The sequence below is a fragment of the Corynebacterium mendelii genome (genome assembly GCF_017307055.1).
GTDB classification, from domain to species: Bacteria; Actinomycetota; Actinomycetes; order Mycobacteriales; family Mycobacteriaceae; genus Corynebacterium; species Corynebacterium mendelii.
The window spans coordinates 342,463-354,392 of sequence record NZ_JAFLEQ010000017.1 but is presented as its reverse complement, the minus strand read 5'-3'; the positions used below and the strand labels follow the sequence as shown (position 1 = coordinate 354,392).

Below are 11,930 nucleotides of genomic sequence, written 5' to 3'. Positions count from 1 at the left end.
GCCACCGCGGCACTGGTGGCGTTGACCGGCTGCGGGGATTCGGCGACCACCACCGATGAGGCCACCGCAACCTCCATTGCGCCGCTGCCGCGGGAATCACTGTCGGCAACAGCCACCACCCCGGCAGGCGGTGATACGGATGAGTCTGTGCCTGCTGCGGCGAAAGTCAAAAAACCCGCCGACTACGGCATCGAGGACCAGGGGGCGAAAGAAATCACCGCCATCCCCACCTTCGAGTCCAGCCACACCGACAGTGACCGCACCTATCTGAAGGCACTGACCGGCGCCGGAATCACCGTCGACGATATTGAGGACCAGCTCATCGGCGCCGGGGTGGAGGTATGCCGCACCCGGGCCGCCGGCGAGCTGGATGTCACCCTGCCCGCGGTGGCGGGACAGCTGGTGGAACAGCAGCGCACCCGGCTCGGTGCGGAAGAAACCGCCAACGCGATCGCCTCAGCCGCGCAAGCCGCGTACTGTCGGACCCCATGAAAAAGATCCTCACTGTCCTTCTAGCGCTGATTGTTGTCGGCTTCATCGGCTTCGGTGTGCTCACCTGGCTGGGCGGCCGGGACACCGTCGACACCCCGCCGCCTGACGCGCAGCCCACCGGCCCGGTCCAACCCGACTGGTGCCCCGATGTGGAGGTCATTGCCGCCCCCGGCACCTGGGAATCCAGTGCCGTCGACGATCCGGTCAACCCGACCGCCAACCCGAATGCGCTGCTGCTCAATGTCACCCGGCCCCTGCAGGACCAGTACCCGGCGGACAAAGTCAAAGTGTGGACCCTGCCGTATACGGCCCAGTTCAAAAATGCCGGCTCGATGGATGAGATGAGCTACGACGATTCCCGCAATGAGGGCATCACCCGGCTGGATGAGGAGCTGAAAAAAACCCACGGCGACTGCCCCCTGACCGATTTCATCATGATCGGTTTTTCCCAGGGCGCGATCATTGTCGGCGATACCGCCAACCAGATCGGCACCGGTATCGGGGCGGTTGACGCGGAGCGGGTCCGTGGGGTGGCGCTGGTGGCCGACGGCCGCCGCGAAGCGGGCGTCGGCCAGTCGGTGGGCACCCCGGTGCCCGGAGTCGGCGCGGAGATATCGCTCAAACCCCTCAACGCGGCCGTCCAGCTGGTCATGCCCGGGGCCACCATGCGCGGGCCCCGTCCCGGCGGTTTCGGTGCTCTGGATGACCGGACAGTGGAAATCTGTGCCCCCGGCGACCATATCTGTGCCGCCCCCATCGATGTCACCGACGCCCTGGAGCGTGCCCGCAATTTGATCGACCACAATGGTGTGCACGCCCAATACGCCGGCAATATGGCGGTCTTCGGCACCGAAACAACACCCGAGTGGCTGGTGCGCTGGACCAACAACCTGATCAACCAGGCTCCGGCGGAACCTGCCGCCCCACCTGCTGGCACGGATCCGGCCGCCGGTTCCGGGACAGTGACCTCTGTTCCGCCGATACCGCAGGGCTGACAGGCGACCCGGATAACCCGATGGCCCGGGGAAGATGATTCTTCCCCGGGCTTGTGCGTGGTTGAACCAGCTGAACCAGCGGTGCATCCCCAGGCCGTCGTCGTATCCGGAGCCTGCCGGAGGGGAGCTGGGGAAAATAAAGGCGCCATGAAGCTATGGTTTGCGCACCGTGTGCGAGGATTTCCCGGTGGGGAAAACCACGTTGTCGTTCAGCGGGAAAAATGTGGGTTCCGTCAGCCATGCCGGTGTCGGCGTCAAGCCGTTGCCGGTGCTGTGCGGTGACAACAACACCGGCACAACCTTGTATCGCCCACATGCCCTGGTATCCGGTGAAAACGGCAACTGTGCCGCTACCCGGGCATCTGCCCAGAGAAAACAGTGTGGTGCAAGACAACCGGTTGCTGCAGGCTCCACGCGAAGCAGGCCCTTCCACCATCCCCGTGGCGCAGCACACCGACCTGGTGATGGGCAAAACCGGAATATCCGCCGGGCAGGCAACAGCAGCGCCGCCGAGGTTTTTTGGTTCGTCATCCGATCGTGGCCGCTGACACGGACAGCACACTCAATTCAGCGATGTCCGGCACCCGGTTGCCGGGCAGTGCCAGCGCAATGGGTCAGGGGATCGAATGTGGTATGCCCCGGGGGAGTCACCGTTGACCGGGACAGTGTCACCTATTTGTGTCCGTCACTTCTCGGCGTGGATGGTCGCGACAGGGAAAAACACTGCGCACAGACGTCGGGCATTGTCGGAAAAATTGCCCCGCAGGTTTTTTATCTCCAGGGTGTTCAGCGCAGCTTGTTCGGATGAATTCGTGTCAGTACCGCGGAAAGAACAAGTATCCGTCTTTTCCACCAAACCCTGACAACTGTGTTTTCCGCGTTCCCTTTCCGGGCGTGCGCGGCAGATGGCCGAAGATGCCGGACTTCCGCCGATGCCCGGCAGCGGGCTTTCAAGGGATACCCGCAGGCGGGGCCGGACAACATCTCCCGTGACAGCAACTCGGCCAGCTGCCGGTCACCTGTGTCGCCCATCGCCCGGCAGCACCCCGATGTGGTCAGTGACCTGGAGAACATCGTTGAAGGACAAGGTGTTGATCACGGACGAGGGGCCGATATACCGGCCCGCAGATTCCGCGATAGAGCTGCCGGTACGGCAAACATCATCGACGGCAAGGGCGTTGTGCGATCTGCTTTTCTTCATCACATGGGAAGCTGATGTGCCTTCGACAATCATTATCGATGAGCCGGAGCTGAATCTGCATCCCAGAAACCAGGTCAGGCTGGCACGGTATCTGGTGAAACTGGTCAACCTGGGGATGCGGGTGGTGATAACAACCCACAGCGACTACATCGTCAGGGAGCTGGGTATTGCGACGGTCAACCATGACCACGGTGTTGGCGGCCCGGATGGCACCGAACCGGTTGCTGCCGTGAACATGCTGGGGGAACAGCTGCAGATGGACATCCCGCGGATTAATCCGCAGGATGTCGGTGTCTACTACACGGCACGGGACAACGGGGATGCCGGTGGGATTACCGTCAAGCAGGCCGAAGACACCCGGCAGGAGGGGCGTGAGACCCTGTTTTTCGATGACGTGATCGCGGACCGGAACATCCGGTTGGACCACGCTTTTGGAAAAGGAGCCGCAGTGAGTGGTATCTCGGCCGGCCTTGGTTCTTTCCCGCAGGCCAGGCTGTGTGAAGACTGCGTCATGCACAACACCACTGGCCGTCTGCCTCCGGTTGAACGGCAGGACGGCGGTGCCGTGATCCCGGCTGCGCTGATGCCGACCGTTCCCGTCAGGCGCGCCGATTTTCCGTACCAGCACCTGGCGCAGTGGCATCTGCTTTGTCGTCTCTCCCACACCACTGTGCTGTGGGGCGGAGCATCCCGCTGCTGTTGTCCGGGGGTGTCATTTCAGCGGAAGACGGCGTTGAGTTCCCGCAGCTTGTGAACGGAAATATTGTTTCTCACCAACGATGAGGGGCGGGCCGGGGAGTCAGGGGATTCAGGGGTGGTCTCCCAGAAGGTCGGCCGCCACTTCTTGGCTGATGCACTGATATCGGCTCCCAGTCCGGCCAGCAGACAACCGGTCGACAGCGGCAACGGTTTCGAACCCCAGGCCAGCAGAATATGCTGCGGGCGGGCAAGCACCACCGCCCGGCGCAGCAGCCGAAGATGCCGGGCGGTTGTTTTCGCCGACGTCTCTGACTCAGTCAGCGACGGATCCACGTGCAGCAGAACAATGGTGGTGATTGACGTGTTGTTCTTCAGTTTCGCCAGCACCTGCTCAATCAGCTCCACGATCGCCGGATCATGCTCTCCGGCCGGGGAACCGGGCAGGGCGGTGATGACCACCAGGGTCTTTTTCCCCTTGATTTTCGTCTTTTTCGCCTTTGCCCCACCACCAATGCGCACCACCGTCACCAGCCGGTCGGTGGCTTCTGTGAGATTGTCCGTGGCCAGGTCCGGTGTCCCGGCCAGAATCTCCCACACGGTGGCGGTGACACCGTCGCAGGAAAACGAGGCGTCCTTGAGTTTGAGGGTGCGGGGAAGAGCACCCTGTCGCGGCAGCAGGTGTTCGGTGACTGCGCGGTGGTAGTCCCTGACGGTGATGGACATGGGTTCTCCCGGTGTGAAATAAGAGTCGAAACGTTGGTGTGTTCCCACCAATTCTACTGCATTGCGGCAGGTGGAACCCGTGGATTGCCGGTACCGGTTGCCACCGGTGTGTGGTTTCAGGTACCCGGCTGTGCGGTGTACCGGCTGCACGAATGGGGGCCAACCGGAGAAGTGGGGCGGCTGCGATCCCCGGATCGACAACCGCGCAGTCGGCAAAGACAGTACTTTTTGCCTGTCCGCCGGTTTACGATGAAATCCACGGCCGGTGCCGGGGTGTTTGTCCGCGCCCTTCGCGCACTGCGCCGTGCTGGTCCTTTTTTCCTCGGGCCACCACCTGCTGACAGATCCCCGGAGCCAACCCCGTGCCCATCCCGCGAGTAAGCCACACCGTGAAAATCAGTGTGCTCGTTGTGCTGTTTGTTCTCACCCCGGCGCTGACGATCACCTTCGGGCCGGCCGCTGTGCCGGCGCGGGAGGTGTTCGGGGTGATCGGGCACCATCTTTTCGGTGATGCGGTGCCTGTGGCCTGGGAGCCGATCACGGATGCGATTGTGTGGAAAACCCGCCTGCCGCGGATTGTCACCGGCCTGGCGGTCGGGGTGATTTTGGGGGTGTCCGGGGTGGTGATGCAGGCGGTGGTGAGAAACCCGCTGGCGGAACCCTATGTGCTGGGGGTCAGTTCCGGGGCGTCCACCGGGGCGGCACTGGCCATGATCACCTTCGGTATGACCAGTTCCTTTCTTGTCGGTTCGGTGGCTTTTGCCGGGGCGGTGGCGGCCACTGTCCTGGTCATTGCCATCGGCGGCGGATCCGGGTCGACGGCCCTGCAGCTGATTTTGGCCGGTCTGGCCGTCGGTTTCGGTTTCCAGTCGCTGACCAACATCATTGTTTTTTCCTCCGACAACCCGGAAACCGCCCGGGCGGTGCTGTTTTTCACTCTCGGCTCGCTGGGCCGGGCCGACTGGAATGATGCGGTGCTGGTCAGCGTGACAGCCCTGCTGCTGACGGTATTCGCATTTATTGCCGCCCCGGTTCTTGACGCGGTGGCCTCCGGGGATAAAACAGCGCAGACTGTGGGCGTCAATCCCGGGGCGGCCCGGCTGCTGCTTTTGGTTCCGGTGTCTGCCGCTGTGGCCGCGGCGGTGTCGGTGGCGGGCGGGATCGGTTTCATCGGTTTGGTGGTTCCCCACATGATTCGAAGCGCCATTGGCTACGGCCACCGGCTGCTGGTGCTGGGATCGGCTGTGACCGCGGCGCTGTTTCTGGTGTGGGCGGATGCGATCGCACGCGTTGTTTTTGCCCCCGCCGAGCTGCCCATCGGCGTGATGACCGGCCTGATCGGCGTACCGTTTCTGGTGGTGCTGGTCCGCCGACTTCCCGGGGCGGTGACCTAGCGGCGTACCGGCGGTGGCACCCCCGTCGATGGTGAGGTGCTTTGTCCACGTCGCCCAAACCAGACACAATTGAGCCATCAAGGTGTGCACGCGGTGCATGAGACAACCCGCATGTCACCGGTCCAAATCCAGCCCAACCCAGTTTTCAAGAAGAAAAGAGCCATCCATGAAACTCACCCGCAAACAACTGGCCCTGCCGGCCGCTGTCCTGTGTGCCCTGGGGTTGGTTGCCTCCGGCTGCTCCTCCACCAGGTCCTACACCACCCACAGCGCCAGCCAGCCCGGCGCCAGCCTGGCCGAGGTCGGAAAGACCATCCCCAACCCGGGGACGACCGGCACCGCGGATGAACCCACCAGCAGCGCGGCTGAACCGACCAGCGAGAAAGCCACCACCACCGCCGACAGCAAAGCCGATGCCGCTTTCCCGGTGACGGTGACAAGCTGCGACAAGGAGCTGACCTTCGACAAAGCCCCGGAAAATGTTGTCATTCTGGGTGTCTCGGGGGCTGCGGCGATGAAGGAACTGGGTGTTTTGGACCGGGTGAAATACCGTACCGGTGACATCCGTACCGGTGCTTTCGATGCCGCCACCCAGGCCCAGCTGGAAGCCATCCCCACCATTGCCGCCGACAAACTCGACACCGGCGGATCGAAGGTGTCGACGGAAGCTCTCCTGGCAGTCAACCCCGATCTGGTGGTCGGCTACGAAACCGGCGCCGACATGGATGCCCTGGACAAAGCCGGGGTCGCCTTCTACTCGCCGAATGCTTTCTGCCCCACCACATCCACCGGTAAAGCCAGCTTCGACCTGGTCGGCCGGGAGCTTGACACCTTCGGCAAAATCTTCGGTCTGTCGGACAAAGCCGCCGACACCGACGGTGTGCTCAAAGGCGAGGTCGCCACACTCGTCCCGCAGGGCGACGGCCTGAAAGCCGCGGCGCTGTACATCACCCCCGGGTCCACCACCTTCTACACCTACGGCAACTCCTCTATGGTGCAGCCGATCCTGGAAGTCAACGACCTGAACAACGTCTACGCCGACAACTCCAAGCGGGTTTTCGACGCGTCGATGGAAAGCCTGCTGGCGGAAAACCCCGACTGGATTGTGCTGCTGTCAGATGAAGGCACCGACAAAGAAACCATGGACACCTTCCTCGGTTTCCCCGGCGCAGAGGATCTGAAGGCCGTGGCCCAAAAGCGCGTCGTTGTTCTGCCCTTCGCCCTGACCGATCCGCCCAGCCCCCTGTCGGTCAAGGGTGCGGTCGAACTGAACAAAGCGATGATCCGGTCCGTTCAGTAACGACCCGTTGCCGGCGCCCCGAAAAATGCGCCACCACACCATAGAATCCCGGCGGGATGCACACCCGCCGGGTCCCTGCACGGCCACGCCCCCGGTATACCGCTCGCCGCAATCGCATGCGGCACCCGGGCGTGGCCGTGCCGTGGTTTTCGTGCCTTTTCTTTATTTTTCTTTGTTTTCCTTCTCTGCGCGGTCACCGAAGAGGTGGCGGCCGTATTTTTCAACCTTCTTTTTTTAAGGACCGACCGTGATTGAACTGGCTGGTGTCAGCGTTGTGCGTTCCGGAAACACCGTGATCGACGATGTGGCCGTGACCATCCCCGACAACGGTGTGGTGGGGCTGGTCGGGCCCAACGGCGCCGGGAAAACAACACTGCTGAACCTGATGTACCGGCACCTGTCGGCCAGCAGGGGGACCGTGGTTGTCGACGGCCGCGACATTGAATCGCTCACCCGCAGAACCATCGCCGCCACCTGCGCTGTGGTCGCCCAGGAAAAAGACACGGCCCTGCCGTTGACGGTGAAAGATTCCGTGGCCCTGGGCAGGCTGTCCGCCCGCAGCGTGTTCGGCTACGGCGACCACACCGACCGGAAGCTGGTGGCCGACGCCCTGGCCGAGGTGGGGCTGGACGCGCTGGGCGACCGGCTGACAACCCAGCTGTCCGGCGGGGAGCTGCAGCGGGTGCTCATCGCTCGGGCGATCGTGCAAAACGCCACCCATCTGCTGCTGGACGAACCCACCAACCACCTCGATATCAGCCACCAGTTCGAGCTGATGAACCTGGTGCGCGCCATGGGAACCACCACCGTGATGGTGCTGCACGATCTGAACCTGGCGGCCCGCTACTGCGACAGCATCGGACTGGTCGACGCCGGCCGACTGGTGGCTTTCGGCCCGCCGGATACGGTGCTCACCGAAGAGATCATCGGCCGGGTCTACCGGGTTGCCGTTACTGCGGTCACCGTCGGCGGGCGAAGACACCTGGTGTTTGATCCCATCCAACACGCTGCACACTGATGGAATGGCGGGCGCTGTTGCCGTCCGGCAGATAAATAGTCCGGCCGGCCACAACTTGCGAGCAGTCGTTGAAGGCGTGCTGACTGACTGCTGGTTCGGGATGTAGGCGCACCATCTGCGTTGCTTCCGCAAGCTGTTGTGTTCGGCAGGTGCCCGACTGAGGCAAGTTCAGTTTTTTGTTCACCCGGCAGAGTCATTGGCCAGCACCGACACATCCGTCCGTTGGACACAACAGCTTGAATGGTTTTGCTCAGGGAAACCTTCAGCGGCCATAGAATTTTTTGGCTGGGTATTTTTCGGGTTGGGGGATGGAAAAAGGGGGATGTGGCTGACTTCATCACAGTTTTTCCGGATCCGATCGTTGGCACAATCAGCGCCACACGGTTGTCAAGGTGGGCAGCATGGTCAGAAAGGTTCGCACCATCATGGGTAAACCGCCTACGGCCCACACCGAAAACGTAGGCGAAAAGCAGTACAGCTTGGGCTGGGAACGTATCGAAGCTGCGCGCGCATTGGCGGCACAGGGTCGGATGCTGGAAGAACTGGACCGTGAGCTTCTCTAGTGCTGACGATGCGGCAAGTGACCTGATTGACGGGGTACGGGTGCGGTGGATAGCTCCTGGACGTGCCGCCCGTGATGAAACAGCGTTTAGACACGCTCTTGCTGAAGGCCACCGGCTGCATGGTGCGGGTAGCCCTATGAAGGACAACCTGCTGATCGACGCTTACGAACGCGCCTACATGGTGGCCCAGGCTGTGGGTGCTGACGGTCGTGAACCAGAGATACCGCCTATGCGGGATCGTCTGACAATGGCCCGCCGTGTGCGCGGCTATGTCGTTAACGGCAAGCCCAGCCGCACTCAACGCACCGTAGAACGCCAAAGCAGCGCTGGACGTAAAGCACTAGCCACAATGGGCCGTAAAGGCGGGAAAAAGGCCGCACAGCGGCTAAAAACAGACCCCCAGGGCGAATACGCCCAACTCCAAAAAACACGCCTTGCCAAAGCCAACGAACGAAAAAAGCTGGAAGCACAAGGCGAAAAGCTAACCATTGCTGGCTGGTTCCTACGTGTTTACACGGAGACCGGCACGTGGCCGACGATTGCTACTGCGATGAATGAATACAACGTCTCGCGGGCGACCGTTAAGCGCGCACTTCAGGCCGCTAACATCACCCTCCCTAGAGGACGGAAGGCACAGCCAAAATAAATGGCTCAGACCGGAAGCGCTAATACGGTTCCCCCGATAGGGATAAGGCTTTTAGAACCTTCCCTTCTCGCCCCTCACCCCCTCCCCGCACCACACTCAGCCCTAGTCCCTCTCAGCTCTCGTGCGGGCAACCTGGCCCCCTGGGATGTGAAAAGCCCCCAGCGGTGTTGCTGGGGGCTTTTTTGGAGGGAGGGAGGGTTATTTGTCTGCGGTGGTTTTCTTGGTTGCGGTTTGCCGGGTGGTTTTCCTGGTGGTCTTGCTGGCTGGTGCGGGGGTTTTGGTGCTGGCCAAGATGGTGTCGATGGTGGCTTGCATCCGGGCTAGCTCGGCTTGGTGTCTTTCCTCGTCGCGTTGCCGTTCGGTTTCCAGCATTTCGGCTTTGGTCTCGCCGCGCTCCTGGACGCGGGTTATCTCGGTGGTCAGACGGGCGATTTCAGCGCGGGCGGTAGCCAACTCGTCCCGCAGCTCTTCCAACTCGTCGTTGGCTGCTGTGCGTTCATCCTCGGCCTGGCGGGCTGCTTCCTGGGCTTCTTCTACCCGCATGGCTTCACGCTCTGCCTGATCGGCGCGTGCCTCGGTACATGCTTGTTCGATCATGGCCCGCATGGTTGCCACGATCATGGCTTCTTGGTCGCTGGTGTCGGTGACCGGTCCTGCGGCTGCTGTCGCGTTTGCTGTTTCCCTCCACTGCTTGACGACCTCGGCGGCGATTCCGTTGTCGGTGCGCGCCATTTTCCGCACCTTTGCCACAGTCACCGCACCGGGGCCTTCCGTGTTGACCAGATGCGCGATAGCGGCGTTGAGTCGCTGGCGGGGGCTGTTGGTCATGGTCGGGGCGTAGCGGTCGGACATGAGGGGACTCCTAGGGAAAACAGGGCGGTAGGGGAATGTCAACTGTCATGTCATCAGAATTAAAATAAGGCGATAAGAACCGTATTGGTGTTTTGGTTGTGTGGGGGTGTTTTTGGGTGGTTGGTGCTGGCTGTCGTGTGGTGGCTGTCCCGGTCGTGGGGGTCGTACTAGAAACCACTGGTCAGCCCCCCGTGTCAGGTTGGCACACAGCCCTCTACCTGCGGTGACGGGCGGCTGTCTGTAGCCGGGTTTTCCGGGGAGCCTGTTTTCCCTGTTCGTCCCACTGTGGCAAGTTGGCAGTCATGCTCTGACCTGCGCCGATGGGGCGATTGCCGGCGGACGGCATTTAGCAAATGTGAAGCCCGTTTTGTGGGTGGGCGCGGCGGCTGCTTTCCCGGCCGCTGTGAGCAATAACGCCGGTCTGGGCTGACTGGCCGATGGGGGGCGAGAAAAGACAAATGAGTACCGCCGCCACAACGGCCATTACTTTTTGGGCGCTCACTTCAGCACCACCTTGGTGTAACCGGCAAGACTTGAAATATCTGGCTGAAAGAGCTGGTCTTCATCTGTTTTGCTCATGACCACAACCCATTCACCGTTTTTCCACACCATCGGTGTCCGGAACACTACGAATCCTCCACTCGGCAGAATGAGCGCTGTTTTAACAACGACAACCTCACCACCACAACTGGTGGCCTTCACTCCTGCCGCAACCGACTGGGGCAGCGGTGCTGGAAAAGCCGTGCGAGCACCCAAATTAACCATTCTGTTTATTCCCGGCGCATCCACATACTTCCGCTGATAATCAATGGAAAGTTCATCACTAAACGGCATTGCTCCAGAAACCGCATTAGCTGCTGCTACAGCTGCTCCGGCGACTGTTTTCGGATATCCGGCCGGCAGCGGTGCATCAAAATTCCCCGGCCCGTGTTGGTCGGTAATGAGCATCTGGCGACCGTGGATGTACTGCTGCTGACCGACGATTTCATCGGGCATGGTGCAGTCAAGTTCGTCGGGACTCTCGAAGTCACCGCGTTTGTCACCGTTGGGATTGACCGGCATATACAGCGGCCGACCAAGAACACCTGTTCCATATCCACCGGGCGCAAGTTTCGAGTCATCGAAAAGGTTGCGCTGGAAGTGCCGCTGCTCAAGATCAAATGAACCCTTATGTGGCTTCATGTTCTCAATCAGCAGGTCCGCTGGCCCCACTTCAGTAGTAGTGACTGCTGCCTGGTCGGCTGTTTCAGTGGTAGCGGTCACAGTCGCCTGGCCTGCTGTTTCTTGTTCTTGTGCTGGTTGTGGGTTGTCGTTGTCTTTGGAGCAACTGGCGACCAGGAGCGAAAGCAAGCAGAAGGAGGCAAGGGTCTTTTTGACCATCGGTTCAGTCTTTCTTGGGGGGTGCTTCTATCTTGAATACAAGTCTTTGACTGTGTGAATGTGGTCACATTGTCTTGTCTTGCATTGCACTGCTGGTCTTGTGGCTTTGGGGACGTGGGTGAGAGCCGATTGTCGCTGGGGCAATCGGCTGGGGCCATTGCGGGTCGGGTTTAAACGGCTTGTTTTTGCCGCTGGACCGGGTGTTGCCCGTGATAGTAGGTCATATCTTTGAGCATTCGGAATATGACGTTACAGCGTCTTCGTGCCAGGCACATGACAGCGGCGTTGTGGCGGGTGTGTTCGGCTCGTTTCGGGCACAAGTATTGGTGTGAACGCTCGTGGAATCTTCATGCTGCTGACAAGCCGATTGCCATAGGGCGTTCTTCAATTTTTTGTTTTCTACCCCTGTTCGGCCCGGAACTGTTGATTGGTGTTCCTGATTGTCTGTCCTGTGGGCACAGGCTTCGCGTATGAAGCCAGTTGGGCTGGTGTCCGGAAGTGGGATATGTCCCCGATGCACATCAGGATTGTTGCGGCTGTCTGGGGTCCGATTCCAGGCATGCTCAGCAGAATGTCGAACTGTGGTAGCTGACAGGCTAATGCCTCGACTTCACGGTGGACTGCTTTGCGTCGGCGGCTTTAGTTCCGGGATCTGGTGGGTGTTGAT

General features: G+C 61.1%; 12 protein-coding genes. 8 read left to right on the top strand and 4 right to left on the bottom strand.

The features are described 5' to 3' along the window. The 3 genes from JZY06_RS11690 to JZY06_RS11680 form a co-directional block, all read left to right on the top strand. A partial coding sequence (locus JZY06_RS11690; RefSeq protein ID WP_207279728.1) for a DUF732 domain-containing protein occupies positions 1–492 on the top strand: 492 nt, incomplete at its 5' end. Next, positions 489–1,487 carry a cutinase family protein gene (locus tag JZY06_RS11685; protein ID WP_207279727.1) on the top strand — a complete coding sequence of 333 codons (999 nt, stop codon included), beginning with the start codon at positions 489–491 and terminating at the stop codon, positions 1,485–1,487. The genes JZY06_RS11690 and JZY06_RS11685, both read left to right, overlap by 4 nt. Positions 1,488–2,392: 905 nt before the next feature. Further along, positions 2,393–3,442 (top strand): AAA family ATPase, encoded by a 1,050-nt coding sequence (locus JZY06_RS11680; protein WP_330617282.1) that lies wholly within the window; start codon positions 2,393–2,395, stop codon positions 3,440–3,442. On the opposite strand, the gene JZY06_RS11675 is transcribed toward JZY06_RS11680, so the two are convergent. Further along, positions 3,406–4,110, bottom strand: a complete 705-nt coding sequence (locus tag JZY06_RS11675) for a hypothetical protein (protein WP_207279725.1) — start codon at positions 4,108–4,110, stop codon at positions 3,406–3,408. The two genes, JZY06_RS11680 and JZY06_RS11675, sit on opposite strands and share 37 nt — an antisense overlap. Positions 4,111–4,472: 362 nt before the next feature. Between JZY06_RS11675 and JZY06_RS11670 the strand changes: the two genes are divergently transcribed. From JZY06_RS11670 to JZY06_RS11655, 5 genes are all read left to right on the top strand, one after another. Continuing rightward, a complete protein-coding gene (locus JZY06_RS11670; protein WP_330617281.1) occupies positions 4,473–5,504 on the top strand; it encodes a FecCD family ABC transporter permease in 1,032 nt (343 codons plus the stop codon). Positions 5,505–5,670: 166 nt separating this feature from the next. Further along, entirely contained in the window at positions 5,671–6,804 is a 1,134-nt protein-coding gene (locus JZY06_RS11665; protein WP_207279724.1) for an ABC transporter substrate-binding protein, read from the top strand. 247 nt (positions 6,805–7,051) lie between these two features. Next, the gene (locus tag JZY06_RS11660) at positions 7,052–7,822 is read left to right on the top strand and encodes an ABC transporter ATP-binding protein (RefSeq protein WP_207279723.1); all 771 of its coding nucleotides are present in this window, start codon (positions 7,052–7,054) and stop codon (positions 7,820–7,822) included. Positions 7,823–8,223: 401 nt separating this feature from the next. Further along, positions 8,224–8,385, top strand: coding sequence for a hypothetical protein (locus tag JZY06_RS12400; protein ID WP_242516961.1), 162 nt, complete (start codon positions 8,224–8,226; stop codon positions 8,383–8,385). A 136-nt stretch (positions 8,386–8,521) separates the two neighbouring features. Then, on the top strand, positions 8,522–9,031 hold the full coding sequence (locus tag JZY06_RS11655) for a hypothetical protein (protein WP_242516960.1): 510 nt from the start codon (positions 8,522–8,524) through the stop codon (positions 9,029–9,031). 198 nt (positions 9,032–9,229) lie between these two features. On the opposite strand, the gene JZY06_RS11650 is transcribed toward JZY06_RS11655, so the two are convergent. The 3 genes from JZY06_RS11650 to JZY06_RS11640 all read right to left on the bottom strand — a co-directional run bounded on the left by JZY06_RS11650 (position 9,230) and on the right by JZY06_RS11640 (position 11,824). Beyond that, entirely contained in the window at positions 9,230–9,883 is a 654-nt protein-coding gene (locus tag JZY06_RS11650) for a hypothetical protein (protein WP_207279722.1), read from the bottom strand. A gap of 498 nt (positions 9,884–10,381) precedes the next feature. Continuing rightward, on the bottom strand, positions 10,382–11,263 hold the full coding sequence (locus JZY06_RS11645) for a hypothetical protein (RefSeq protein WP_207279721.1): 882 nt from the start codon (positions 11,261–11,263) through the stop codon (positions 10,382–10,384). 399 nt (positions 11,264–11,662) lie between these two features. Then, positions 11,663–11,824 (bottom strand): transposase, encoded by a 162-nt coding sequence (locus tag JZY06_RS11640; RefSeq protein WP_207279720.1) that lies wholly within the window; start codon positions 11,822–11,824, stop codon positions 11,663–11,665. Between the last annotated feature and the right edge of the window lie 106 nt (positions 11,825–11,930).